Below are 25,126 nucleotides of genomic sequence, written 5' to 3' on the forward strand. Positions count from 1 at the left end.
CGCTCCAACGCGGCGTCCTTCTCCAGATGCTTACGGTACTCGTCGAGGGTGGTCGCGCCGATCGTCTGCAGCTCACCACGCGCCAGCATCGGCTTGAGGATGCTCGCGGCGTCGATCGCGCCTTCGGCGGCGCCGGCGCCGACGAGGGTGTGGATCTCGTCGATGAACAGGATGATGTCGCCGCGGGTGCGGATCTCCTTGAGCACCTTCTTCAGGCGCTCCTCGAAGTCACCCCGGTAACGGGAGCCAGCGACCAGGGCACCCAGGTCGAGGGTGTAGAGCTGCTTGTCCTTCAGCGTCTCCGGCACCTCACCCTTGATGATCTTCTGGGACAGGCCCTCCACCACGGCGGTCTTACCGACACCGGGCTCGCCGATCAGAACCGGGTTGTTCTTCGTCCGGCGGGACAGCACCTGCATGACCCGCTCGATTTCCTTCTCCCGCCCGATCACCGGGTCCAGCTTGCCCTCACGGGCAGCCTGGGTCAGGTTCCGACCGAACTGGTCCAGCACGAGGCTGGTCGACGGCGCGGCCTCACCCGGCGCGGCGCCCGCCGCGGCCGGCTCCTTGCCCTGGTAACCCGAGAGAAGCTGGATCACCTGCTGACGGACCCGGTTCAGGTCCGCGCCGAGCTTCACGAGGACCTGGGCGGCGACGCCCTCACCCTCACGGATCAGGCCCAGCAGGATGTGCTCCGTGCCGATGTAGTTGTGCCCGAGCTGCAGCGCCTCACGCAGCGACAGCTCCAACACCTTCTTGGCCCGCGGCGTGAACGGGATGTGCCCGCTCGGCGCCTGCTGGCCCTGGCCGATGATCTCCTCGACCTGCTGACGCACACCCTCCAGGGAGATGCCGAGGCTCTCCAGAGCCTTGGCGGCGACGCCCTCACCCTCGTGGATCAGGCCCAGCAGGATGTGCTCCGTACCGATGTAGTTGTGGTTGAGCATCCGGGCCTCTTCCTGGGCCAGGACGACAACCCGTCGCGCTCGGTCGGTGAACCGCTCGAACATGTCTGCCACCCCTGGAGAGTGACGCCGTCCCGGGTGACAGGAGGCCACCCGGGACGACGTCTTTCGGGACTACCAACGGCGGTTGGTCGTCACGCGCTGACGTAGGCTTCCGAGCCCACCAGCGCGTCACCCAGCTTCATCGACACACCGGTCAGGCGCGCCCGGGACTCGCCGTCCTTCGTCCGCAGCGCGGCGTCGGCGTGCTCGGCGGTCAGCAGCGTGCCGGTCGGCTCGATGTCCTTGAGCTGGCCGCTCAGGTGCACCGGGGCCGCCGCGTAGAGCGTGGCGGACGGGGTCACCAGCTCGAAGTGAGCGTCGAAGTGCAGCTCACCCGGGTAGCGCAGCCGGCTCAGGCTCTCCTCGTTGCCGTCGCCGAGCTGGCCGCCCGAGACGGTGAAGAAGCTGGCCCGCAGCATGACCTTGCCGCCGAGAGCCGGGCTGTTGCCCACCAGCGCCACGCGGGCGAGCTGGGCCAGCACCCCGGAGCCCTGGTCGTGCTTCTCCGGCCCGAAGAGGAGGATCTCGGCGCCCGCGGCGAGCGGGTAGTCGCCGGCGAGCTCGATCTCCTCGGTGCGGCCGTTGACCTCGACCTTGATCTTCGCCTCGGTCGAGGCCTGGATGATGATCGACGGGTCGACCAGCATCGAGACGCACGGGCCGATGCTCGACGCGAAGAAGGCGCTCGGCGTGTTGCCGACGGCCTCGTTCTCGTCGTTCGACGGGTACCACGCGGCCGGGAGGTTGGTGCCCCGGACCACGTTGTGCGCCGGCATGACCTCACCCTGGTCGCCGTACGGGCGGCCGAGGAACGGCGAGGTGAGCGGGGTCTTGTACGGCGGAAGGCCGTCCACGATCCCCTTGACGTCGATGACACCCCGGTGGGCCAGCCGCATGGTGCTGGTCTCCAGGATGCCGAACCGCCGGATGTAGAACTCCGCGGGGAAGTTCTTGCCGGGCACGATCTGCTTGATGTGACCGGTGTTCGGCAGGTACGGGTTCGACAGGATCTGGATCCGGTCGTTCAGCGTGTAGCTGAACCCCTTGATGCCGACCTCAGGGGCGCTGATGAGCTCCAGGTTGAAGCTCGCCGTGCCGTCCTCGTCGACGGTGTGCTTGAACCCCGGCATCGGCCACTTGTTCATCTGCACGAAGCCCGACAGGTTGATCGTCTCCCGACGGCCGCCGTAGTAGTCGTCACCGAAGACGACCGTCGCCGCAGCCAGGATGTGCGGCCGCAGCGGCTTCGGCTCGATGTTGAGCGACTCGTAGGTCTCTCTCGCCGTGTCAGTCACGGCTCCACCTCCCTGTTTGCCCCGGATGCCCTGACGCCCTCTGTGACGCTCTGCTCAACCCGGGAGGACCACTGACCCGAACGCTATTGTTTTCTAAAGTGGCTGTCAACGGGCCCGCAGTGATCGTTTGCGAAATAATGTCCGGTTTCACTGATGGTTCAAGGGGATCATTCAATGGGGAGGGTTGAATCCTCGTAGGCGCACATCCCACCAACGCTATTTGTTCGTATACCGCTTCCGGGCGAGCCCGGCCGGGTCGGTGTGCCACGCGCCGCATGGTCGGAGTTCCCCGCAGGCTCGGGTAGCGGTCGCACCCATCCGCGACGGGCCGCCGGCGTCACGCCGGGGCGTGCCGGAGGGCAGCCGGTGTCAGCGGTGCGCCGGCCGGATCGGGCGGTCAGACCGCGTGGGTCGCCGCGGTGAGCCGGAAGTCCTGGACGCGCAGCATCGGCATGGCCGTACGCGCCACCGCGTCGCCCCAGTCGCGGGCCCGGGTCGGCACGGTCCGGCCCACCTCGGTGACCCGGGCGGCCATCGCCAGGGGGCTGTCGTTGAAGCGGAAGTTGTTGACCGCCCCGACGACCTCGCCGTCGCGCACCAGGTAGACGCCGTCCCGGGTCAGCCCGGTGAGGGCCATGGTGGCGAGGTCCACCTCACGGATGTACCAGAGGCTCGTCACCAGCAGGCCACGCCGGGTCGACGCGATCAGGTCGGCGGCCGACGCACCGCCCGGCCCCTCCAGGATGAGGTTGTCCACCGCCGGCGTGAGCGGCATGCCCAACTCGTCCGCGCTGTCGCGGGTGTGCACCAGCGACCGCAGCCGACCCTGGTCCCACCAGCGGGTCGCGCCCAGCGGGAGGCCGTTGTCGAACACCGACCTCGTCGGCGTCGACGCCGGCGCCACCAGGAACGGGGCGCAGCGCAGCCCGTCGGCCGCCGGGTCGCTGCGCAGGGTCAGCGGCACGCCGGCGAGTTGCTCCCCGATCCGGGTCCGGCCCCCCGGTCCGCTGTAGACCGTCCGCCCCTGCGCCGCCGCCCTGGCTCCCGCCGTGGTGTAGGCGTAGTTCATCAGGTCGGCGACGGCGGTCGGCGGCAGCAGGCACTCGTAGCGGCCGGGCGGCACCTCGAACCGTCGCCGACCCCAGTGCAGACGCCGGTCCAGCTCGTCCTGCAGCGCGGCCACCGAGACGTCGCCGAAGTCGGTGGTCACGGCGTTCGTCCAGACCGGGAAGCCGTCCCGGTCGCGCGCGGTCAGCTCCAGGTGCCCGGCGGGCTCGTCGTGGCGCAGCCGCACACCCGTGGAGGTGCCGAGGAACGTGCTGCGCATCCGGTGCTCGGCGTACCCGTGCAGCACCCGGCCGCCGCGACGCGCCCGGCCGAACCCGGCGGCCAACTGGTCGACCAGCCCGGTCAGCACCGTCGGCGGCGCCGCCGGGACCGGGTCCTCCCAGCGCGGCGACCCGGCGCCGGAGGCCGGCAGGGGCCGCGCGTCCGGCGCCGGCGGCGCCTGGCGGGCGGCCGCCCGCGCCGCGTCGACCAGCGCGACCACCTCGGCCCGGTCGGCCGGCCCGCACAGCGACACCGCACCCACCCGGCCGCCCGCGACGGCCACCACCGACACCCGGCGCTCGTCGCCACTCCCGTTGCCGGTCAGCGCGTTGTCCGCCCAACGCAGGTGCACGTCGGCGCCCTGCTCCACGATCGCCACGCAGTCGTCGCCGCCCGCCGCGCCCAGGGCGATCTCCACCGTCTCCTGCGGGCTCGGGGTCCTCACGCGGGCTCCTCCGTCCGGGTGCTGGTCACGCGTACGCCTCGGAACAGCGCCGAGGGGCAGCCGTGCCCGGCGGCGGCGAGTTGCAGCGGCTGCGCCTTGCCGCACTGCCCCGCACCGGACAGCAGCCAGGTCTGCGGGCCGCCCACCGCCTCCAGCGACCGCCAGAACTCCAGCGTCGTCCCCGTGTACGCGGCGTCCCGCACCTGGCCGGCCAGGCGGCCGTCCCGGATCCGGTAGAAGCGCTGCCCGGTGAACTGGAAGTTCACCCGCGCCATGTCGATCGAGAAGCTGTTGTCGCCGACGACGTACAGCCCGTCCCGCACCCGGCCGATCAACTCGCGGGTGTCCGGCCCGTCCGGCGCGGGGCGGAGCGAGACGTTCGGCATCCGCTGCACGGGCAGGTGCCGGTACGACTCGGCGTACGCGCAGCCGGTGGATTGGTCCAGCCCGGCCGCGCCGGCGGTCTGCCGGTCGTGTTGCGTGCCGACCAGCACGCCGTCGCGGACGAGCGGCCACGACCGGGCGGCCACGCCGTCGTCGTCGTAGCCGATGGTGGCGAGCCCGTGCGGGGTGGTGCGGTCGGCGACCACGTTCATCGCCGGCGAGCCGTAGCGGAGCGACCCGATGTCGTCGGGGGTGACGAACGAGGTGCCGGCGAAGGCCGCCTCCCGGCCGAGGATCCGGTCCAGCTCGGTGGCGTGCCCGACGGTCTCGTGGATCGTCAGCCAGAGATTGGTCGGGTCGATGACGAGGTCGTACTCCCCCGGCTCGACGGAGGGGGCGGCGAGCTTCTCGGCCAGCAGCCCCGGCAGCCGGGCCAGCTCGCCCGCCCAGTCCCAGCCGGTCCCGGTCAGGTACTCCCAGCCGCGGGCGGCCGGCGGTCCGAGGGTGCGCATGGTCTCGAAGGTGCCGCTGTCCGCGTCGATCCGGAACCCGACCACCATCGGGTGCAGCCACGTCCGCCGCTGCCGGATGCGCCGCCCCTCGCTGTCGTGGTACACGGTGGACTCGCGGAACACCTGCAGGTACGCCTCCGCCAGGTCGGCGCCGCCGTCGCGCACGATCGCGCACCAGCGGGCCAGCAGGGCGGTGCGCTCGGCGGCGGGCACCGCGAAGGGGTCCACCTCGCACGGCGACTCCCACACCGCCGGCCCGTGGACCGGCTCGGGCGCCAGCCGGGGCGGCGCGCCGCGCAGCGCGCGCAGCATCCGGGCCAGCTCGCAGGCCCGGGCGGCCAGCTCGGCGACGCCCGGCGGGGAGAGGTCCACCCCCGAGGCGAAACCCCAGGTGCCGTCGACGAGGACCCGCACGCCGGCCCCGGTCTCGACGCTCTCCTGGGTGCCCTCCGGCTGCGCGTCGCGGACCCGCTCGCGCAGCGCCCGCACCCGCCGCAGTCGCACGTCGGCGTACGAGGCGCCGAGCCGGCGGGCCCGCTCCAGCACGGCCAGGGCCAGCTCCCCGGCCGGCAGCGTGTCGAATCCCGGTTCCGTGGCGGCGGCCGGGGCGGGCCCGGCGGTCACCGGAACCGGATGTCGGGGTACTGGGTGGTCCACTCCCCCGCCCGCACGGTACGCAGCGCCTCGGCGACCCGGTCGACCTCGTCACGGGTGCTGTAGACCGCGAAGGAGAGCCGCACCGTGCCGAGCAGCCCCAGGTCGTCGAGGAACGCGCTGGCGCAGTGCACGCCGGACCGCACGGCGATGCCGTGCGCGTCGAGGTGCCCGCCCACGTCGTACGGGTGCAGGCCGTCCACCGCGATGGAGACGATGCCGGCCGGGTCCGCGGCCGGGTCGCCGACGACCCGCACCCGGTCGACGTCGCGCAGGACGTCGACGGCGTACCGGACCAGGTCCGCGTCGTGTGCCCGCACCGCGTCCCGGTCGAGCCCGTCCAGCCAGGTCAACGCGGTGGCGAGGCCGACCGCGGCGCCGATGTCCGGGGTGCCGGCCTCCAGCCGCGCCGGAACCGGCACGTAGGACACCGGGGCGTCGTGCGAGACCCCCTTGACCGTCCCGCCGCCCACCTGGTACGGCGGCAGGTCGGCGAGCAGCTCGCGCCGGCCGTAGAGCACCCCGGAGCCCATCGGGGCGTACACCTTGTGGCCGGAGAAGCAGTAGAAGTCCGCGCCGATCTCCCGCACGTCGACCGGCAGGTGCGCGACCGCCTGCGCGCCGTCGACGACCACGGGCACGCCCCGGTCGTGCGCCACCCGGACCAGCTCCCGCACGGGGTTGACGGTGCCGAGCACGTTGGAGACGTGGCTGACCGCGACGAGGCGGGTCCGGCGGCCCAGGACGGCGGCCAGGTCCTCCGGCCGGACCGGCCCGCCGACCGGCGACGGCACGACCCGCAGTCTCGCCCCACTCCGTTCGCAGAGCCGGCGCCACGGCAGCAGGTTGGAGTTGTGCTCCATGCCGGTGACCACGATGTCGTCGCCGGCGCCGACGATCCGCTCGGCGAAGGTGCCGGCGAGCAGGTTCACCGCGTCCGTCGTGCCCCGGGTGAAGACGATCTCGTCGGCGTGGGCGGCGTTCACGAACCGCCGGACCACCTCCCGGGCGTCCTCGTAGCGGCCGGTGGCCTGGCGGCTGAGGTCGTAGAAGCCGCGCCCGATGTTGCTGTTCGACGTGGTGTAGAAGTCGACCACCGCGTCGAGGACCGACCGGGGCTTCTGCGTCGTCGCGGCGTTGTCGAGGTAGGCCAGCGGCGGGCCGTGCCCGGCCACGTCGAGGAACGGGAACTCGGCCCGCACCGCGGACAGGGGATGGGCAGCCGTGTCGGTCATGCTGATTCCTCCGTGAAGCTTGCGGTGAAGCGGTCGAGGAAACCCGGCGGGCAGGGGAAGAGCTTCTGCTCCGGGTAGGGCCGCTCGGACGGGGGGATCCACCCCGGCTCGCCGCGCCGGGGCCACCGCCCGGCCCGGTCCGCCAGGTGCGGGCCGTGGAAGAACCAGCAGATCTGGCTGACCTGCTCGGTGAAGACGACGGGATGCACCTCGGGCGAGTACATCGCCATGTGCCCGTACGCGGCCAGGAACTCGCCCGCCACCCCCATCGAGGCGCCGAGCATGACGTGACCGAAGACGTCGTGCACGGCCCGGAAGATGTCGTTGTGCAGCAGCGGTACGCCGCCGACCGTGACACCCGACGGGGCGCACAGCGGATGGTCCGGGGCGGGCCCGTCGGGGCCGTGGCCGTCGCGGGTCAGGTAGACGTGCAGCACGCCGCTGCGGGCGAGGCGGTCGACCAGGTCCGCCGCGCCCCGGTACGGCTGCCCGGGGCCCCGCCACGGCTCGACGCGGATCCCCGCCCGGGCCAGCAGGGCGAAGTGGCGCAGGTTCTCCTCCGTGAACCGGCGGTAGCGGGCCGCCAGGCCCGGCCCGAGGTCCCGCCGGGGCGCCCGGTCGAAGTGCCGGGCCACCGTGCGGCAGAACTCCGGGTCGACGCGCACCCGGGCGCCGGGCAACCCACCCAGGTCCCGGCGCGGCAGCTCACCGCGGGCGGCGGCGGCGTCGACGTACGACTGGGCCAGCGCGAGCAGGCCGGGGTGGCCGGCCGGCGGACGGGCCGGACGTGGTGCGCTCGGGCAGGCCGCGGTCATCCGGCCCTCCCCGGCCCGGCCCCCGGCGGGCCGGATCCGGCCGCCTCGGGCCGGCCGGCGTCGGCCGGCACGCCGGCGGCGTCGGCGGGGCGGCGCGCGCGCAGGCAGAGCGCCGAGCCGGGCAGGGTGAGCACGCCGTCCGCGTCGGCGAAGGCGGCGGCGGCCTCGGCGAGCCGGTCCCAGCCCACCCGCTCCGCGTCGGCGCCGAGCTGCCGCCGCACCGTGGCGAGCACACCGGGCGGCGTCACGTCGCGGGTGTACGCGAGGTACTCGTCGACGGAGGCGAAGCGCATCGCGATCCCGACGGACTCGGTGCCGACGTCCGTGAAGCCAGCGGCGAGCAGGTCGGCGCAGGTGCGTTCGGCGTCGGACATGCTGAACGGGCCGGGGCGGCCCGGCGGGGGAACCGGCAGGCCCGCAGCCAGCGTCCGGAAGCCCAGCGAGGTCATCGGGTTCGCCTCCGGCGGCCCCCAGACGGCGGCGGCCAGCACGCCGCCGGGGGCCAGGAGGCGGTGCAGGTCCGCGAGGGTGCGCTGCCGGTCCACCGCGAACATCAGCCCCCACCGGCTGAGCACCGCGTCGAAGGAGTGCGCCGGCAGGTCGAGGGCCTCCACGTCGGACTCGGCGAACTCGATCGGGTGGCCGAGGCCGGCGGCGCAGCGGCGGGCCCGGTCGACCATCTCCGGTGCGAGGTCGATGCCGAGCACCCGGCCGGTGGGGGCGACCAGCCGGCCGGCGCTGACCGACGGCTCGCCGGTGCCGCAGCCGACGTCGAGCACCCGGTGACCGGGGCGGAGCCCGGCGGCGCGCAGCAGCCAGTCGGTCACCGGCGCCGCGGCCCGCTCGTAGCGGTCCTGCCAGAAGTCCCACCCGGCGCTGACCGCGTTCCAGGTGTCACGTTGCTCGGCCTTGAAGGCCACGGAGTCGAACCGGACGGCGGTCATGTCGCTCTCCTCGCAGGCGAACTCGGCCTCAGCTCACTATATGATTGACAAGTTGGTCGGGCAACGGCGTGAGCTTGCCATCACCTGCCCGCCGCCGACCCGCGGTCCCTCACCGGACGGCGGCCGGGCGCGCCGGACGCTCGCCGTCGAGCAGTTGCAGCAGGTAGTCGCCGTACCCGCTGGCGCGCAGCGGCACCGCCAGGCGGCGCATCGCCGCGTCGTCGAGCAGCCCGGCCCGCCAGGCCGCCTCCTCGACGCAGCCGACCTTGACGCCGTGCCTTTCCTCGATCACGCGCACGTACTCGGCCGCCTTCATCAGGTCGCCGAACCGGCCGGTGTCCAGCCACGCGGTGCGCCGCCCGAGCAGCCGCACCTCCAACCGGCCCTGGCGCAGGTACTCCCGGTTGACGTCGGTGATCTCCAACTCGCCCCGGGCGCTCGGCGTCAGCTCCGCGGCGATGGCGACGACGTCGGCGCCGTACACGTAGAGGCCGGGCACGGCGTACCGGGACGGCGGGACCAAGGGCTTCTCCACGATGTCGCGCACCGCGCCGCACTCGTCGAGGTCGAGCACCCCGTACGGGCGCGGGTCCGCCACCGGGAGCCCGAACACCAGCCCACCGTCCACCCCGGTCAGCTCGGCGAGCTGCCGGTCCAGCTCGGCGGAGTGGATGATGTTGTCGCCGAGGACGAGCATGGCCGGGCCGCCGGCGAGGAAGTCCGCGGCGAGCAGGAGCGCGTGCGCGATGCCGTCCGGGCGCTCCTGCACGGCGTACCGCAGGTCGAGCCCCCACTGGCCGCCGTCGCCGAGCAGGCGCCGGAACAGCGGCTGCTCGTCGGGGCGCGTGATGATGAGGATCTCCCGTACACCGGCCGTCACGAGGGTGCTCAGCGGATAGAAGATCATTGGCTTGTCGTAGACCGGCATCAGTTGCTTGGAGACCGCCCGGGTCACCGGCCACATCCGCGAGCCGGTGCCACCAGCGAGCAAAACACCACGCATTTTTAAAGCGTAGCGCATGGCACCTGCGCGTGGTGAAAACATCACGTCGGGTGCCGGGCGGGTAGCCTGCCCGGGGATGGCCCGACCGTCGTGGAGGGAGCCGCAATGACCGATGTCGACCAGGAGACCGGGCTGCCGAGCTGGCCCGCCGGCGCCGACAGTGCGTACGTGGCCGCGCGGCGGGCGCTCGCGTCGGCCGAGCAGGACCTGCGGGACCAGCTCGAACGCGTGGCCGCAGCAAGGCGTCGACTGCCACCCGGCCCGCTGCTGGGCGACTACCGGCTCGCCGAGGGACCGGCCGACCTGGCCCGGCCCGGGCCGGCCCGGAGCGTCCGGCTGCGCGACCTGTTCGAGGAGCACGAGACCCTCTTCGTCTACCACCTGATGTTCGCACCGGACGCCGCCGAGGCCTGTCCCATGTGCTCGCTGTGGGTGGACGGCTTCCACGGAGTGCTTCCGCACCTGCGCCGGCACACCGCCGTCGCGGTGGTGGCGAAGGCGCCGCTGCCCCGGCTGCGTGACTGGGCCCGGGGGCGGGGCTGGACCGGCCTGCGGATCCTGTCCAGCCACGGCACGTCCTTCAACGCCGACCTGCGCGCCGAGCACCCGGACGGCACGCAACGACCGATGGTCAGCGTGCTGCGCGCCGAGGGCGACCGGGTGCGGCACTTCTACTCCGCCCCCGCGAGCTTCCCCGACGGCGGCGAACGCGGCATCGACCTGCTCAGCCCGGTCTGGAACGTCCTCGACCTGCTGCCCCAGGGCCGCGGCGACTGGTACGCCGGCAACGACTACGTCCCCGGCCCGGCGGCGTCCCCCGCACCGGCCTGACGGCCCGCCCCCGTACCGGCCCGGCGGCCTCCCCGGACCGGCACGATCGCGCGTCCGGCCCGGCGGCTCGCCCGGGCCGGCACGACACCGTCCCGGCCCCGCGCGGCGACGGGTGTTCGCCGCCGGGTCACGACCCGGTGGCGAGCAGGTCGGGCAGCCGCACCGCCGCCAGCCGGCGGCCGGCGAAGTCGGCGTACCAGAGCAGCGCGCCGTCCCAGGTCAGGCCGACCGGTCGGCCTTCCACCGGCGCCTGTCCACGCAGCGTGCCGTGCCGGGCGTCGACCGCCCGCAGCATCGCCCCCTCGAAGTCGGCGTAGACCACCAGGTCACCGGCCACCGTCAGCCCGGACGGCACGCCGGGCACCGGGAACTCACGCTGGACGGTCATCGTGGCGACGTCGCGGAGCTGCACCACCGACGGCCCGCGCAGCCCCATCCACATCGCCACACCGGTGGTCTCCACCCCGCAGAGCCGGCCGCTGGGCGGGGCCACCTCCTTCTCGCCGAGCGCCTCGCCGGTGAGCGGGTCGATCAGCAGGATCCGCTTCGGCCGGCCGCCGACCTGGCAGAGCGCGCCGCCGCCCACGGTGAGGTCGGCCCGCGCCCGGGGGCAGGACAGGGTCCGCACGACGGCGCCGGTGTCCGGGGCGAGGGCGTAGATCTCCCCGGCCTCCTGGTCGGAGTGCCAGAAGAACTCGCCGTCGAAGGTGAGGCCGCACAGGTAGCGGCCCGGGGCGGGCAGCGACCGGACGACCGGCAACGTCGTGTCGATCTCGCGGATGGCCATGGACGGCCCCTTTCGTGGCAGGCGGGTGGACGGCGGGACGCGGGCGGACGGCCGGCTCAGGGCCCGCCCGCCAGCGCCCGGGACAGGTCCTCGGCGAGGTCGTGCGGATCCTCGATGCCGACCGACAAGCGGATCAGCGAGTCGCCGATGCCCCGCCGCGAGCGGGCCTCGGCCGACAGCGGACGGTGCGTCATCAGGGCCGGGCACTCCACGAGGGAGTGCACGCTCCCGAGGCTGACGCCGCAGGTGAAGAGCGTGAACCGGTCCAGCAGTCGCTCGGCGGGGCCGCCGAGGTAGTCGAAGGAGACGATCGCGCCGGGGGCGCTCATCTGGGCCTTGACGACCGCGTGCTGCGGGTGCTCGGGCAGCCCCGGATAGTGGACGGCGCCGACCGCGGGGCTCGCCCGCAGCCGCTCCACCAGGACGCGCGCGGTGGCGACCTGCCGGTGCACCCGCAGCGACAGGGTGTGCAGCCCCCGGCGGACCAGGAAGCAGTCCAGCGCCCCCGGCACGTTCCCGGCCGTCGTCCGGTACGCCCGGACCGCGGCGTGCAGGTCCGCGTCGCGGTAGACGAGGGCGCCGCCCAGCACGTCGGCGTGGCCGGCGATGGACTTCGTGGTGCTGTACAGCGAGACGTCGGCGCCGAGCGCCAGCGGCTGCTGGAGCACCGGGCTGGCGAAGGTGTTGTCGACCACCACGCGGGCTCCCCGCTCGTGCGCCCGCCGGCTGACCTCGGCGACGTCCACCACGGTGAGCAGCGGGTTGGTCGGCGTCTCGATCCAGACCAGGGCGAGGTCCGATTCCGCCAGGGCCGCCGTGATCCCCTCCGGGGTGGTCAGGTCGGCGTACCGCACCCGCACGCCCTGCCGCGCGGCCAGGTCGAACAGGCCGTCGGTGCCGGCGTACACGTCGTCGGTGCTCACCAGGCACTGCCCGGGACGGACCAGCGACAGCAGGGTCGCGGCGGCGGCCTGGCCGGAGGAGAAGACGGTGGCGAACGGGGCCCGCTCCAGCCCGGCGAGGCACTCCTCCAGCTCCTCCCGGGTGGGGTTCTCGCCCCGGCCGTAGAAGTAGCGGGGCTCGTCCTGCGCCCGGCGCTCGTAGGTGGTGGAGACGTGGATCGGGGGGACGACGTCACCGGTGCCCGCCGACGGCCGGCGGCCGCCGTGCACCAGCCGGGTGTCGAAGCGCATGCCGCTCACCCCTGCCCCACCGTGGCCGCCCGGAACGGGGCGAGGGCCCGGACCAGACCGGTCGGCACCCGGACCGGCTCGGTGCGCCCGTTCGGCCCGCGCATGCACGCGATCCGCTGGCGCCCCCGGGCGACCAGCAGGTCGTCGCCGCCGAGCCGCAGGTAGTCGAAGCCCAGCTCCATCTGGGTCTGGCTGAGCTCGACCAGTCGCATCCGGACCGCGAGTCGGTCGAACGGCGCCAGCTCGGCGAAGAACTCGCACTCGGCCTTGAGGGTGAACAGTTTCAGGTCGGCGCGCAGCTCGTCGAGGATCTCCGGGGCGTGCTCGTGCAGGAACATCTCCCGGCACCGGCCCTGCCAGCGCAGGTAGTTCACGTAGTACACGTTGCCGACGAGGTTCGTCTCCTCGAAGCCGACGACGTGCCGGTACTCGTAGTAGCGCGGCATGCTCACCGCCCCGCCCCGCCGAGCACGGCGACCACGGTCGGCGCCGCCGCTCCCGCCACCGCGACGACCCGGGTGGCGATCCGGACGTCGCCGGCGTCCAGCACCACCCAGCCGTCGGGGAGCGCCCCGGGCAGCAGGGTGAGCCGGCCCTCGGGGCGGCCGGCCTTCTGCAGGCACTCCTCCGCGCACCAGACCCGGGTGGCGGCCACGTCCGGCGGGTCGCCGACCTCCGCGACGAGCAGCGCCGCCACGGCGCCGTGCCGGCCCACCAGGTCGTGTCGCACGTCCGCCGGGCGGGCGGCCACCGGCTCGGCGTCGCAGGCGAGCGTCCCGTCCCCGGCGACGGCGAGGTCGAGCGGCGCCGAGTGCGCCACGGAGACGGTGTACGGCAGGTCGACCTCCGGCCGTCCGTCAGGCCGGTGCCGCACCACCACGGGCTGGCCCAGCGCGCGGGAGAGCAGCGCGCCGGAGTCGCGGGGCCCGCCGCCGGGCGCGGCGGCGACGGCGATGTCGTCGGGGAACACCTCGGCGAGCCGTCGTTGCAGCAGCGGCCCCAGCAGCGCGGGCGGCCAGGACCCGCGCGGCGCGTGCGGACGCACGGCGCGCAGCCGCAGGCCCATCCAGTGTTCGATCACCGCGCCGGTGGCGTCCCGGACGACGACGTCGTACACGTAGGCGGTGCCGTGCTGCTCGCGTTCCCGCGCGGTCATCGTCACGGCCTCGGTGGCCGACAGCTTGGGGCCCGCCGACCAGATCCGGTCGATGCCCTCCGGCAGCAGCGTCGCGTCCGGCACGCAGACCTGGATCCCGTGCATGAACGCGTCCCGGGCGCCCGGGTCGCCGAGCACCAGCCGGCCCGGCAGGAAGGCGCTGAACCAGGAGGCGGCGTCGCTGGTGACCACCTCGGCCTCGGCGACGCGCGCCGCGACCTGCCGGTAGCCCTTGATCCGGCGGAACCGACCGGCCTGGAACAACACGTCACCGTAGAGGTCGCGGGCCGGGTCGAGCGGTACGGCCGGCAGCTCCGCCGGCGCCGGCGCCGCGGTGTACGCCGGGTAGGTCTCGTCCGGCGCGAACCGGAGCCGGGCACGGAAGTGGTCGGCCGCGAAACCGGTCGCCGCGCTGCGCAGGACGACGTCGATGACCTGCTCCGACCGGACCAGCGCGGCGATGCGTACGGTCGTGCCGGCGTCCGGGTCGACGACCACCGGGCGGTCGAACCGGACCTCCTCGATCACGGGCACTCCCGGGTGCCGGGCCAGGGCGGTGGCCACCTGGGCCATGGCCTCCAACCCGAGCACCGCCGGGAACAGCAGGTCACCGTCGAGCCGGTGGTCCTCGAGGTACGGATCCGTGGTGCGGGCCAGGTCGACCTCGCAGACCAGCTCGATGCAGTCGTAGCGCACCAGCGGCCGTTCGGTGAAGCGCAGCAGGGGCAGCTCGGAGCGGTGGTAGCGCAGGGTCTCCACGCCGCCGGTGCGGCCGGTGACCACCACCACCGGAGGCAGCGTGTCGTCGGCGACCACCTCGCGCAGGACCCGCAGGCCGTCGTCGGGGCTGATCGGGGTGACGCCGGAGCCGCTCAACGACTCGACCACCGACAGCCGCTCCCCCATGCCGACCCCGGACCACACCGACCACTCCAGGCAGACGGCACGGCACCCCGGCCGCGTCGCGGCCACCTCCCGGGTCAGCTCGGCCAGCGCCTCGTTCGCCGCGGCGTAGTGCGCCTCGCCGTGCAGTCCGGCCCGCCCGATGATGCTGCCGAACGTGACCAGCAGGCGCAGCTGTGCGGGGTCGACCGCGGCGAGGACCGCCCGCAGGCCGTCGACCTTGGCGGCGAACACGGCCCGCAGGGCCACCTCGTCCAGGTCGACGAGCGCGGACGGGGTGTTCTGCCCGGCGCCGTGCAGCACGGCGGTCACCGGACCCCAGTCGGCGGTCACCGCGGCGACCGCGGCGGCCACCGCGGCGGCGTCGGTGACGTCGACGCGCAGGTAGCGCAGGTCGGACGCGGCGTCCGCGAGTCGCATCAGGTTGCCGGCCAGGGCCTCGTCGGCGGCGGGGTCGGACCGGCCGAGGACGGCCAACCGGGCGCCGCTCTCCCGGGCCAGCATCAACGCGGACTCGGCGGTGATGCCCTTGCCGCCGCCGGTCACCAGCAGCACGTCCGCCGGACCCAGCGGCAGCGCTTCCGGCTCGGCGCCGGACGCGGGCAGCGGGCGCAGCACGGGCACCCGGCGGACGCCGCCCGGGTCGTACACCACCTCGGTGAACTCCTCCGTGGCGGCCACGTCGGCGACCACCCGGTCGACCGCGGCCGGTTCGAGGGGGGTGGTCACGACGGTGGTCCGCAGCCGGTCGCCCTCCAGCCGGGCGGTCTTGGCCACCGCCCCCGCCCGCGCCGCCGGCTGCACCACCACGAGCCGCCCGCCGGGCGGTTGGCGCAGGGCCGCCTGGGCCCCGCGCACCGCGACGGCCAGGTGCTCCTCGTCGGGTTCGTCCGGCAGGCAGACCAGTACGCCGTCGCCGACGCCGCCCGCCTCCAGGGCCCGGCGCAGCGCGTCCGCGAGCGGGTGGTCGGGGTCGGCGAACACCTGCCAGCGACCGCACGGCTCCGTCGGGTCCGTCGCCGCCAGCGGCTCGTCGACCAGGTCGACGACGAAGGTGCGCACCCACGGCGCGACGCCGGCGACGAGGTCCGGGCGCTCGTGCGGGGCCTCGCGCTCCCGGGCCTCCAGCGCCTCGGCCATCTCCCGGACGGTGGCGGTGGCGAAGTTGGTCGGTATCGCCACCGCGGAGAGCCCCATGGCGCGGGCGGCCTCGTTGACGAGCTGGCCGACGGTGATCGAGCTCATGTGCAGGTCGTCGAGGAACCGGCTGTCGTCCCGGAGCACCTCCACCGGCAGTTCGGCGCGCTGCGCCACGAGGTTCCGCACCAGCTCCAGCGCGCCGGTGGCGGCCGGCAGCGGGGTGTCGTCGGCCCGGGCCGGAGCCGGGACCGGTTCGACCGCGGCCGGTGCCGGCTCGGCCAGCTCGGGTGCCGCCTCGCACGGGCTCGCGAAGAAGGTGCGGGCGCGGTGCGGGTCGAACGGTCGGGTCAGCCGGTCCTCGAACAGGGCCGGGTACGCGGCCGGCCCGCCGAGCGCGTACACCGCGCCGACCGCGGCGAGCAGGCCGGACAGCGACTCGGCGTCGGTGTCGACCGCCAGCGCCGGCACGTCCGGCGACTGCTCGCGGGCCAGCCCGGTGAGCACCTTGCCGGGGCCGACCTCGAGGAACAGGTCGACCTCGGCGGCGGCGCGTGCCAGCGCGGCGGCGAAGCGCACCGGAGCCTCGATCTGCCGGTGCAGGTGCTGCGGCAGGTCGGTGTCCGACGGGAGGACGGCGCCGGTCACCGTCGAGGCCACCCGGCGCAGCAGCGGCCCGAACCGGCGGGACCGCAGGCGCTCGGCGAAGGCGGTGGCCGCCGGTGTCATCAGCGGCGAGTGGAAGGCGTGCGGGACGCGCAGCCGGGTGCAGCTCACCCCCGCCGTCGCGGCCCGCCGGGCCACCTCGGCCACGACGTCGTCGCCTCCGGCGACCACCGTCTGCCGGGGCCCGTTGTAGCCCGCGATCACCGCGCTGGTGCCGGCCAGCAGGGCGAGGGTCTCCTCCGGCCCGGCGGTGACGCCGAGCATCGCGCCCGGCGCGGCGTGCCTGGCCATGGCCTCGCCCCGGAGCGTGACGAGTTCCCGCAGCTCGTCCTCGTCGAGGCAGCCCGCCCAGTGCAGCGTGGTCAGCTCGCCGAGGCTGTGGCCGACGACGACGGTCGCGTCGATGTCGAGCGCGGCGAGGGCGCGCAGCCCGGCCAGCGAGCCCGTGACGATCCGGGGTTGGGCGAACGCGGTCGACCCGGCCGCCTCGTCCCTGGGCGGTTCCCCGGCCGCGCGGTAGACGTCGTCCACCTCGGTGAACCGCCGGCGCAGCGCCCCGCCGCCCCAGCCCCGGCCGGAGCCCTGGCCGGGGAACAGGAAGCCGACCCGGGCCGGCCGGGTGACCCGGCCGACGAAGACGCCCCGCCCCGGGTCGACCAGTGTCCCGGCGCCCTCGGGCGCCAGGGCCCGGGCCGCCAGTCCGAGGCCGCGGTCGGCCTCCTCCGGCGACCGGGCCACGACCGCCGCCCGGTACGCGCGGCCGCGCTGGCCCCGGTGCAGGGTCGTGGCGAGGTCGCCCAGCTCGGCGAAGGCCAGCCCGGCCGCGACCGTCCGCAGGTCGTCCAGCCGGTCGTGCAGCTCGTCGCGGGTGTCCGCGTCGACCAGGAGCAGCTCGGCGTCCTGCACGGACCGGGCGAGCTGCTGCGTCCGCCGGTCGAGGGACCGGCGGCGGGGGCGGGTGGGGCCGTCGACGACGAGGTGGGTGTTGATGCCGCCGAAGCCCATCGCGGTGACGCCGGCCCGCTGCGCGGCGCCGGCCGGCCACGGCTCGGCCCGCCGTACGGCGCGCAGCGCGGGACGGTCCGCGGTGAGTTCCGGGTGCGGCTCGACGCACCCGACGGTCGGCGGGACGACCTGGTGGTGCACGGCCAGGACGGCCTTGATCAGGCCGGCCACCCCTGCCGCGGCCTTGGTGTGACCGATCATCCCCTTGATGGATCCGATCGCGGCGGCGTCGGCGTCCGGGTCGGCCGCCCGGCGTTCCTCGCTCAGGGCGCGAAGCTCGGTGCCGTCGCCGACGGCCGTGCCGGTGCCGTGCCCCTCGAACAGCGGCACGGTGTCCACCCCGAAACCGGCCCGCTGGTACGCGCGCCGCAGCGCCAGCCGGTAGCCGGCCGCCTCCGGCCGCGTGATGCCGCCCCGGCCGTCCGAGGAGACGCCCCACCCGGCCACGGAGGCGTAGATGCGCCGGCCCTGCGCGAGCGCGTCCCGCTCCCGCATGAGCACCACCATGCCGCAGCCCTCGCCGGGCCAGAACCCGTTGGACCGGCGGTCGTAGACGCGCATCTCGTCGCCGGCGAGCGCGCCGGTCTTGGCGAAGCCGACCATCTCGAAGGGGTCGATGGACAGGTCCACGCCGCCGGCCACGGCCACGTCGACGTCGAGGTCGGTCAGGCTGCGGCAGGCCGTGACCACCGACAGCAGCGACGAGGCGCAGGCACCGTCCACGGTGTACCCGCCGCCGTGCAGGTCGAAGTGGTTGCAGATCCGCCCGGCGATGGTGTTGGACAGGCCGCCCGCGAGGCTGTCCTCGGTGATCTCGGCGAACGGCGCCTTGTAGGAGCGTTCCAGGTCGGCGAGGAAGGCCGCCACCCGGGCGTCGTCCCAGCCCTGCTCGCCGAGGGCGGCGCCCACCACGCGCCGGACGTACGGCCAGCGCAGGCGCATCATGCCGGCCCGCGTGAACTCGCCGGTCAGCGTGTTGCCGACGACCACCGCCGTCCGCTCCCGCGGCAGCCCGTCGCCCTCGGGGTACCCGGCGTCGGCGAGTGCCTGCGCGGCCATGTCGAGGGCCAGCCAGTGGGTGAGGTCGGTGGACCGGTACGTGCTTCCGCTGACCTTGAACCCGACCCGGTCGAACTCGTAGCCCTCGATGACGGCGGCGTTGCCGGCGTAGTAGCGGTCGGGGGCGGCCGGGTCCGGGGACCAGTAGTCGGCGGCCCGCATCCGCTCGTCGGGCAGGCGGCGGAACGCGCGCCGCCCGGCGAGGGCGTTCTCCCACAGCTGCCCGGGACCGGCGGCGTCCGGGAAGCGGCAGGCCAGGCCGACGACGGCGATCCTGCTCATGCCCGCACCATCTCGCGGGCCACGGGTGGCACTGTGCCGTCGACGGTCCCCGGGGCGGCGGGCGTCGTGCCCCTGCCGTCGCGGGCAGCGATGCGCACCGCGTGCAGCGACCAGAGGAAGCCGCCCCGGATCAGGCAGACGATGGCGGTGGCGAAGAAGAGGCCGTAGACGATGGACGCGCCGGTGAGGATGCCGTAGACCAGGGCCACCCCGCCGCCGAAGGCGAACTGGGACAGCGGCCGCGACGGGGTCGTTCCCGGGTCGGTGATCATGTAGTTGGTGAACAGGACGAACGCCACCCCGGTCATGGTGGCCAGCGCCGACGGGATGGAGGTGTCCAGCACGAGTCCCCGCACCACCGACTGGAGCACGAAGACGCCCAGCCAGCCGGCGATCAGCCACATCCGGCCGGTGAGCTTCGCGTTGAGCATGGTGCCGAAGACGACGATGACCGCGGGGACGATCCAGTCCGCGGGACCCTCCAGGTATTCGGTGAACTGGTACGGCGGGGAGATCGAGATCCACGGGAAGAGCAGCAGCACCACGGCGATGCCGAAGTTGGACGGGTTCATGAAGTGTCGCAGCCGGCCGTTGACCGGCACCCGCAGCAGCCACTTCCCGCTGATCGCCACGGCCACCGCGAAGATCATTACCGGCAGGCGGTCGTTGACGTACAGCAGCATGTTCACCGCGAGGGCGGTGATGTGCGCGGGGTAGAGGAACTCGACCAGGCCGCGCAGGCCGTTGCCGCGGAACCGGGGCGGGCGCTGCTCCGCCCGCGCGCCGATGATCTCCAGCCCGAGCTCGACGGTGTAGCCGGTGGCGATCGCGATCAGCGGCCACGCCCAGGCCTGCTCGAAGCCGAGCACGGTGTAGCCGGCGATGTTGAGGATGGTGATGGAGATGGCGAACCTGCGCAGCGCGGTGATCCGCGGGTCCTTCGCCGGCTTCTGCGTCATCGCGAGACCTCCCGAGCCTGCGAACCGAGGGTGAGGGTGTGTCGACCGGCGGTGAGCGCCAGCTCCTGCTCGTGCGGGACGCCGGAGCGGTCCCGCCAGGTGAGGTGGACCGACACCGGGCCGGTCACGTCGCCGAGACCGAGCGACACCTCGTTGCTGCGCCGGCCGGAGTGGCCGCTGCCGCCGTCGACCCGGTCGATGAGCACCCGGCCGTCCGGCGTGGTCACCCGGACCTGCGCGCCGACGACCGGCGACCCCGCCCCGGCGAGAGGGCCGGCGGCCGGCGCCTGCTCGTGCAGCAGCCGCAGGGTGAGGAAGGACCCGGTGTCCGGGCTGTCGTTGCGGTAGAAGACCGGCGCGTCCCACTGCCGGGCGACGGCGAAGTCGAGCCGGCCGTCGCCGTCGGCGTCGCCGGTCGCGATGCCCCGGCTGGGCACCCGGTCGGCCAGGCCCAGTTCATGGCTGAGGTCCTCGTAGCGGCCGTTGGCGCCGCGGACGTGGAAGGCCAGGTGCTGGCCGCCGGCGATGTCGTCGCCCTGCTCGACCCTGGGCCACCAGCGGGGGTTGGACAGCAGGTCGTCGTTGGCGGTGGCCGCCTCCTGCAACTGCGCCCAGCGGTTGACCTCGCCCTTGACGAAGCCGGCGGTCTGCACGATGGCCGGTTCGCCGCGGTTGGTGAAGTCGCCGAACTTGACGTCCCAGCTCCACCCGCTCCAGGCCAGGCCCAGTTCGGCGCTCCGGTCGTGCCACGGCGCCTCGCCGGCCCGCAGCGCGGCGCGCAGCGCGTCGGTGTCGGCGGCGGTGTTGACGAACGCGAAGTTGCTCTCCTGGATGCCGAACGAGGTGGTGATGTTGCCGACGTACAGGTCGAACATGCCGTCGCCGTCGATGTCACCGAAGTCCACGCCCATGCCCTTGAACGAGTCGTGGCCGAGCCGCTTGGACTTGGGGGTCAGGCCGGGCAGCCCGGGGCTCTCGACCAGCGCGAAGTCGATCCGCCCCCGCTCCGACCGGTTGTGCAGCAGCCGGTCCGGCCCGAAGTCGTTGGCCACGTACAGCTCGGGCAACTGGTCGCCGTCGAGGTCGTTCGCGGCGACGGCCAGGGTCCAGCCCCGGGAGACCTTGGTGTCGAAGACGTCCGGGACCTCGGCGAAGGAGACGCTCGGCGTGACGCCGGCCGTGCCGCCGGTCCACCGGAACACGTGGTCCTCGCCGCCGTTGAGGCCGTTGGACATGGACCGGTTCATCGCCACCCCGCCGTGCACGGTGTCGTCGAGGACGGCGCTGTCGGGGAAGTAGTTGCCGATGTAGACGTCCAGGTGCCCGTCCCCGTCGAAGTCGGCCAGCGTGGCGGCGTTGGTGTTCCACTTCGGCCCGTCGTACCGGCTCCCGCCGGTCACCGCGCCCGGCACCAGCTCGACCGGGTGGTAGGCGTCCCGGGACAGTCCGGTCGCGTCCGCCCGGGCCAGGAAGACCACCGGGGTCCGGCCCCACCAGTACACGAGCAGGTCGGTGCGGCCGTCGGCGTTGAGGTCGCCGGGCAGGCAGCCCATCGGGGCGATGTACGGGTTCGTCGGCAGGGGCGCGGGGTCCAGCACGAACGGCTGATAACGCTCGGCGCCGGCGGTCGGGGCCGGGGTCACCACGACGCGGTCGATGCGCGGGTCGGTGACGCACATGTCGTTGGCCAGCCCGTCGCCGTCCAGGTCGTTCATCGCGACGCCGGCGCCGACGGAGGAGATCCACGCCGCCAGATGCTGGTACGCGCCGTTGACCCGGCGGATCGACTGCTGCGGCAGCCCGCCCGGCATCGGCAGCGACATCGGCGTGAACCGGTACGGCTGTGCCATGGCGCGCCGCTCGTCGGCGTTCGCCTCCGGCTGCCGGACCAGCACGTACATGCCGGTGAGCAGCACCAGCGCGGCCAGCCCGGCGATCTGCCGGCGGAACATAGTGATGATTGCCGACAAGGGTCAGCACCTCCCCAGCGTCACGAACTGCTTGGCGATCCGCTGCCGCCACACCAGGTAGGCCGGCTCCGGCCCGTCCCGGTCGAGGTCGGCCAGCGCGGCCTGGGTGACCGCCGCCGCCTCGGCCGGTGGCGCGCCGCAGAAGACGTCGGTGGCGACCGCGGTGTGCGCGGTGGTCAGTCCGGCGCGCTCCCGGGCCTCCGCCGCGAAGGCGCTGCCCTGCGCCATCGCCGGGGCGTACGCGCCGCTGCGCTCGCGCAGCCGCCACAGGTCCTCGGGCGGTGCCCCGCCGGCGTACGTGGCGGCCAGTGCCACCCCGCTGTACAGGTCCTCGTGCCGGTCCGGCGGGAACCCGTCGACCGTGTCGGCGATCCGATCGGTATCGCCGCCCTCGACGAACCACAGCGCGCGGCCGATGCCCTGGTCCACGACGCGCCCGGTCCACCGCCCGATCGGGTCGCCGGGCCAGGGCAGCACCTCGTCGCGCCGGTGCGACCGCACGTACCGCCGGGTGTGGAAGTACGCCTGGTGGAATCCGTAGCCGTCCAGGGCGAGCCAGCCCAGCAGCCGGTCGGCGGGTTGGATGGCGTGCCGACGCCAGCGGGGCAGGCGGGCCATCGCCCAGCCCACCCCGACATGGACCATGTAGACGTGCCGGGCGGCCGGCCCGGCCAGGAACCGGGCGACGCGGCGGCCACCGGTCAGCCCGTCCAGGACGGCGAGGCCCATCGCCGCGCCCTCGTACGCGAACCCGCGCAGCTCCGGCTCGACGGTCTCCAGCGCCACGGCCGCCTCGTCCGGGCCGCGGGCGCCGACGGCGTGCCCGTAGCCGGTGAGGAAGTGGGCGCCGACCGACTCGAGCCGCTCACGGGTCGGCTCGTCCCGGGCACGGAAGCCTCGGGTCGCGAAGGTGGTCTGGGCCATCCCCGGCGTCAGGACGTATTGACGAATGGTTCGCCAATTGGCGGGCATGCCGCACTCCTCCCGCAGGTGGGACGCGGTGAAATCAGACGACAGTTGACGAAATGGTTCGTCGAAATCCAGCTCCGACGGGAGCCCCGGATCGCCGTACCGCTACGGACCCATGTTTCACGGCGTTCATCGGATCCACTTCTCCCAACTTGCTCGGCTGACCCGCCAATGGCGCCCCCCGCCGGTTGCCGAGGCGTTCAAGAAATCGTCAAGGAGGACTACGCAGACTCCTCTGCGGTGCCCGATCCACTGCCACAGGGAGCTGATGTGAAATCGACGTCTGGCGTTGCCCGGAGCACGATGGAGCAGTCCCGGGAGGCGGCTGCGGCGCGGGCCATCGACTACATGCGCCGGCATCTGTCGGAGCCGCTGCAGCTGGCCGACCTGGCCCGGGTGGTTCCCTTCAGCCCGTTCCACTTCCACCGGCTGTTCCGTGACGTGACCACGATGACCCCGGCCCGCTTCCTCGCCGCGCTGCGGATGGCGGAGGCCCGCCGGATGCTGCTGCACTCCGGCCTGACGGTGACCGCGATCAGCGGCCACGTCGGCTACACGAGCGCGGGGACCTTCACCACCCAGTTCTCCCGGCTGGTCGGCACGTCGCCGGGGCACTTCCGGCAGATGTCGCGGCTGCTGGCCGGCCGGCCCTGCCACGTCCTGGCGGGCTGGCTGCGCAACGCCGTCACTGAGGTCACCCGGCCCCGGATGGTGCTGCACGTGCCCGACAGCGAGCCCGGCGACCTGGTGCTGGTCGGCCTGCGGGCTGACGGGGAGGCCGCGGACGCGCCGACCGCGTGGGCGGTGGCGCCCGACGGCGCGCAGGTCCCGGTGGTGGCGCGCCCGGGCACGTACCAGGCCCGGGTCGTGCTGGTCCGGGGCGACAGCACGCTGACCCGGGCACTCGTGGACGAGGAGCCCACCAGCCATCTGGTCGGCACCGCCGAGCTGGTGCTGCCCCAGGACGGCTGCGCGGCCGCCCCGGTCGCCACCGCGCCGCCGCGGCCGACCGACCCGCCGGCGCTGGCCATCGGCCCGGTGTGCCGGCTCGTCGAGACGTTCACGCGGCTGTCCGGCCCGGTGGGCCGCTCGGGCCCGGCCTGGTCGGCCGGCCGCACCGCGCTGGCCGCGGCGGCCATCGCGTGACCCGCCGGCACGGGCACGCGCGCGTGTCGGCGACAGGACCACGAGGTCGTGACCAGGAAGGCGGTGCCGGGCCATCATGCCGTTCCTTCCCGACCCGGGCGGACCGTCTCCGCTGAGGGTGGTCATCGCCGGTGCCGGCTACGTCGGCACCTGTCTCGCCGTCACCCTCGCCGGCCGCGGCGCCGAGGTGGTCGCCGTCGACAGCGACCCGGGCACCGTCGCGGACCTGCGGGCCGGCCGCTGCCGGCTGCCCGAACCCGGCCTGGCCGGCGCCGTCCGGGACCTCGCCGACACCGGACGGCTGACGGCCAGCACGTCGTACGACCCGGTCGCCGCGGCGGACGTGGTGATCGTGACGGTCGGCACCCCGACCGACGCCGGCCACGAGATGGTCACCGACCAGCTCGTCGCGGCGTGCGAGCAGATCGCCCCACGGCTGCGCGCCGGGCAACTGGTGATCCTCAAGTCGACGGTCTCCCCCGGCACCACCCGGACCCTCGTCGCACCCCTGCTGGAGAGCGGCGGGCTGGTGCACGAGCGCGACTTCGGGCTGGCCTTCTGCCCGGAGCGACTCGCCGAGGGGGTGGCGCTGGCGCAGGTGCGGACGCTGCCGGTGGTGGTGGGCGGGTGCGGCCCGCGCAGCGCCACCGCGGCCGAGCGGTTCTGGCGGTCCGCGCTCGGCGTCGACGTCCGGCAGGTGCCCTCGGCCGAGGCGGCCGAGGTGGTCAAGCTCGCGACCAACTGGTGGATCGACGCGAACGTGGCGATCGCCAACGAGCTCGCCCGGTACTGCGCGGTGCTGGGGGTGGACGTCCTCGACGTCATCGGCGCGGCGAACACCCTGCCCAAGGGCAGCAGCATGGTGAACCTGCTGCTGCCGGGGGTGGGTGTCGGCGGCTCCTGCCTGACGAAGGACCCGTGGATGGCGTGGCGGGACGGCCGGGACCGCGGCGTGCCCCTGCGCACCGTCGAGACCGCGCGCGCGGTCAACGACGACATGCCCCGGCACACCGCCGCCGTCATCGCCGACGAGCTGGTCAAGCTGGGGCGGGACCGGTCCGAGACGACGATCGCCGTGCTCGGTGCGGCGTTCAAGAACGACACCGGGGACGTCCGCAACACTCCGGTGCGCGGGGTCGTGGCGGCGCTGCGCGACAGCGGCTTCCGGGTCCGGATCTTCGACCCGCTGGCCGACCCCGCCGAGATCGTCGCCCGGTTCGGCACCGCACCGGCGGCGAGCCTGGACGAGGCGGTGAGCGGGGCGGGCTGCCTGGCCTTCCTCGCCGGGCACCGCCAGTTCCACGAGCTCGACTTCGGCGCCCTGGTCGAGCGGGTGGACGAGCCCTGCCTGGTCTTCGACGGCCGCATGCACCTCTCGCCGGCGCGCATCCGCGAGCTGCACCGGCTCGGCTTCGCCTACCGCGGCATTGGAAGGTGAGA

General features: G+C 74.3%; 18 protein-coding genes. 3 read left to right on the forward strand and 15 right to left on the reverse strand.

Going from position 1 to position 25,126, the window contains the following annotated elements:
- From ACZ6O2_RS32465 to rfbA, 8 genes are all read right to left on the reverse strand, one after another.
- A partial coding sequence (locus ACZ6O2_RS32465; RefSeq protein WP_466025635.1) for a Clp protease N-terminal domain-containing protein occupies positions 1 to 1,010 on the reverse strand: 1,010 nt, incomplete at its 3' end.
- Positions 1,011 to 1,099: 89 nt separating this feature from the next.
- Positions 1,100 to 2,302 carry a DUF6004 family protein gene (locus tag ACZ6O2_RS32470; RefSeq protein ID WP_350687465.1) on the reverse strand — a complete coding sequence of 401 codons (1,203 nt, stop codon included), beginning with the start codon at positions 2,300 to 2,302 and terminating at the stop codon, positions 1,100 to 1,102.
- 397 nt (positions 2,303 to 2,699) lie between these two features.
- Positions 2,700 to 4,049: a metallopeptidase TldD-related protein gene (locus ACZ6O2_RS32475; RefSeq protein ID WP_466025636.1), complete on the reverse strand. Its 1,350-nt coding sequence runs from the start codon at positions 4,047 to 4,049 to the stop codon at positions 2,700 to 2,702.
- A 23-nt stretch (positions 4,050 to 4,072) separates the two neighbouring features.
- Positions 4,073 to 5,629 (reverse strand): TldD/PmbA family protein, encoded by a 1,557-nt coding sequence (locus ACZ6O2_RS32480; protein WP_466025625.1) that lies wholly within the window; start codon positions 5,627 to 5,629, stop codon positions 4,073 to 4,075.
- Positions 5,593 to 6,861, reverse strand: coding sequence for an aminotransferase class V-fold PLP-dependent enzyme (locus ACZ6O2_RS32485; protein ID WP_466025626.1), 1,269 nt, complete (start codon positions 6,859 to 6,861; stop codon positions 5,593 to 5,595). Before ACZ6O2_RS32485 ends, ACZ6O2_RS32480 begins: the two co-directional genes overlap by 37 nt.
- Positions 6,858 to 7,676, reverse strand: coding sequence for a crotonobetainyl-CoA--carnitine CoA-transferase (locus tag ACZ6O2_RS32490; RefSeq protein WP_466025627.1), 819 nt, complete (start codon positions 7,674 to 7,676; stop codon positions 6,858 to 6,860). The genes ACZ6O2_RS32485 and ACZ6O2_RS32490 overlap by 4 nt, the downstream gene beginning before the upstream one ends.
- Positions 7,673 to 8,620, reverse strand: a complete 948-nt coding sequence (locus ACZ6O2_RS32495; protein ID WP_466025628.1) for a class I SAM-dependent methyltransferase — start codon at positions 8,618 to 8,620, stop codon at positions 7,673 to 7,675. The genes ACZ6O2_RS32490 and ACZ6O2_RS32495 overlap by 4 nt, the downstream gene beginning before the upstream one ends.
- A 109-nt stretch (positions 8,621 to 8,729) precedes the next feature.
- Positions 8,730 to 9,623 (reverse strand): glucose-1-phosphate thymidylyltransferase RfbA, encoded by an 894-nt coding sequence (gene rfbA, locus ACZ6O2_RS32500; protein ID WP_350712403.1) that lies wholly within the window; start codon positions 9,621 to 9,623, stop codon positions 8,730 to 8,732.
- Positions 9,624 to 9,728: 105 nt separating this feature from the next.
- On the opposite strand from rfbA, the gene ACZ6O2_RS32505 reads away from it, so the two are divergent.
- Positions 9,729 to 10,454 (forward strand): DUF899 family protein, encoded by a 726-nt coding sequence (locus tag ACZ6O2_RS32505; protein ID WP_350712404.1) that lies wholly within the window; start codon positions 9,729 to 9,731, stop codon positions 10,452 to 10,454.
- 127 nt (positions 10,455 to 10,581) lie between these two features.
- On the opposite strand, the gene ACZ6O2_RS32510 is transcribed toward ACZ6O2_RS32505, so the two are convergent.
- Genes ACZ6O2_RS32510 through ACZ6O2_RS32540 form a run of 7 tightly spaced genes read right to left on the reverse strand, consistent with a single transcriptional unit; the run spans position 10,582 to position 22,543 of the window.
- The gene (locus ACZ6O2_RS32510) at positions 10,582 to 11,241 is read right to left on the reverse strand and encodes an NHL repeat-containing protein (RefSeq protein WP_466025629.1); all 660 of its coding nucleotides are present in this window, start codon (positions 11,239 to 11,241) and stop codon (positions 10,582 to 10,584) included.
- A 56-nt stretch (positions 11,242 to 11,297) separates the two neighbouring features.
- Positions 11,298 to 12,434 (reverse strand): trans-sulfuration enzyme family protein, encoded by a 1,137-nt coding sequence (locus ACZ6O2_RS32515; protein WP_466025630.1) that lies wholly within the window; start codon positions 12,432 to 12,434, stop codon positions 11,298 to 11,300.
- A gap of 5 nt (positions 12,435 to 12,439) precedes the next feature.
- Positions 12,440 to 12,880 (reverse strand): acyl-CoA thioesterase, encoded by a 441-nt coding sequence (locus tag ACZ6O2_RS32520; protein ID WP_350712420.1) that lies wholly within the window; start codon positions 12,878 to 12,880, stop codon positions 12,440 to 12,442.
- A gap of 2 nt (positions 12,881 to 12,882) precedes the next feature.
- Positions 12,883 to 18,756 (reverse strand): type I polyketide synthase, encoded by a 5,874-nt coding sequence (locus ACZ6O2_RS32525; protein ID WP_466025637.1) that lies wholly within the window; start codon positions 18,754 to 18,756, stop codon positions 12,883 to 12,885.
- Positions 18,639 to 19,601 (reverse strand): enediyne biosynthesis protein, encoded by a 963-nt coding sequence (locus tag ACZ6O2_RS32530; RefSeq protein ID WP_350712408.1) that lies wholly within the window; start codon positions 19,599 to 19,601, stop codon positions 18,639 to 18,641. Before ACZ6O2_RS32530 ends, ACZ6O2_RS32525 begins: the two co-directional genes overlap by 118 nt.
- Positions 19,598 to 21,571: a CRTAC1 family protein gene (locus tag ACZ6O2_RS32535; protein WP_466025631.1), complete on the reverse strand. Its 1,974-nt coding sequence runs from the start codon at positions 21,569 to 21,571 to the stop codon at positions 19,598 to 19,600. Before ACZ6O2_RS32535 ends, ACZ6O2_RS32530 begins: the two co-directional genes overlap by 4 nt.
- A 3-nt stretch (positions 21,572 to 21,574) precedes the next feature.
- Positions 21,575 to 22,543 carry a DUF1702 family protein gene (locus tag ACZ6O2_RS32540; RefSeq protein ID WP_350712410.1) on the reverse strand — a complete coding sequence of 323 codons (969 nt, stop codon included), beginning with the start codon at positions 22,541 to 22,543 and terminating at the stop codon, positions 21,575 to 21,577.
- Between the two features lie 300 nt (positions 22,544 to 22,843).
- Between ACZ6O2_RS32540 and ACZ6O2_RS32545 the strand changes: the two genes are divergently transcribed.
- Complete coding sequence (locus ACZ6O2_RS32545) at positions 22,844 to 23,686, forward strand: AraC family transcriptional regulator (protein ID WP_350712411.1); 843 nt, start codon at positions 22,844 to 22,846, stop codon at positions 23,684 to 23,686.
- Between the two features lie 118 nt (positions 23,687 to 23,804).
- Complete coding sequence (locus tag ACZ6O2_RS32550; protein ID WP_466025638.1) at positions 23,805 to 25,124, forward strand: nucleotide sugar dehydrogenase; 1,320 nt, start codon at positions 23,805 to 23,807, stop codon at positions 25,122 to 25,124.
- The last annotated feature ends 2 nt before the right edge of the window (positions 25,125 to 25,126 follow it).

The sequence above is a fragment of the Micromonospora sp. NPDC048040 genome, assembly GCF_055587185.1.

Excerpts from the sequence above, each read along its gene's own strand:
- ACZ6O2_RS32530 (WP_350712408.1), bottom strand. The coding sequence starts at position 19,601 with ATGACGCAGAAGCCGGCGAAGGACCCGCGGATCACCGCGCTGCGCAGG.
- ACZ6O2_RS32505 (WP_350712404.1), top strand. The coding sequence starts at position 9,729 with ATGACCGATGTCGACCAGGAGACCGGGCTGCCGAGCTGGCCCGCCGGC.
- ACZ6O2_RS32520 (WP_350712420.1), bottom strand. The coding sequence starts at position 12,880 with ATGCCGCGCTACTACGAGTACCGGCACGTCGTCGGCTTCGAGGAGACG.
- ACZ6O2_RS32495 (WP_466025628.1), bottom strand. The coding sequence starts at position 8,620 with ATGACCGCCGTCCGGTTCGACTCCGTGGCCTTCAAGGCCGAGCAACGT.
- ACZ6O2_RS32540 (WP_350712410.1), bottom strand. The coding sequence starts at position 22,543 with ATGCCCGCCAATTGGCGAACCATTCGTCAATACGTCCTGACGCCGGGG.
- ACZ6O2_RS32515 (WP_466025630.1), bottom strand. The coding sequence starts at position 12,434 with ATGCGCTTCGACACCCGGCTGGTGCACGGCGGCCGCCGGCCGTCGGCG.
- ACZ6O2_RS32545 (WP_350712411.1), top strand. The coding sequence starts at position 22,844 with ATGGAGCAGTCCCGGGAGGCGGCTGCGGCGCGGGCCATCGACTACATG.
- ACZ6O2_RS32490 (WP_466025627.1), bottom strand. The coding sequence starts at position 7,676 with ATGACCGCGGCCTGCCCGAGCGCACCACGTCCGGCCCGTCCGCCGGCC.
- rfbA (WP_350712403.1), bottom strand. The coding sequence starts at position 9,623 with ATGCGTGGTGTTTTGCTCGCTGGTGGCACCGGCTCGCGGATGTGGCCG.
- ACZ6O2_RS32485 (WP_466025626.1), bottom strand. The coding sequence starts at position 6,861 with ATGACCGACACGGCTGCCCATCCCCTGTCCGCGGTGCGGGCCGAGTTC.
- ACZ6O2_RS32510 (WP_466025629.1), bottom strand. The coding sequence starts at position 11,241 with ATGGCCATCCGCGAGATCGACACGACGTTGCCGGTCGTCCGGTCGCTG.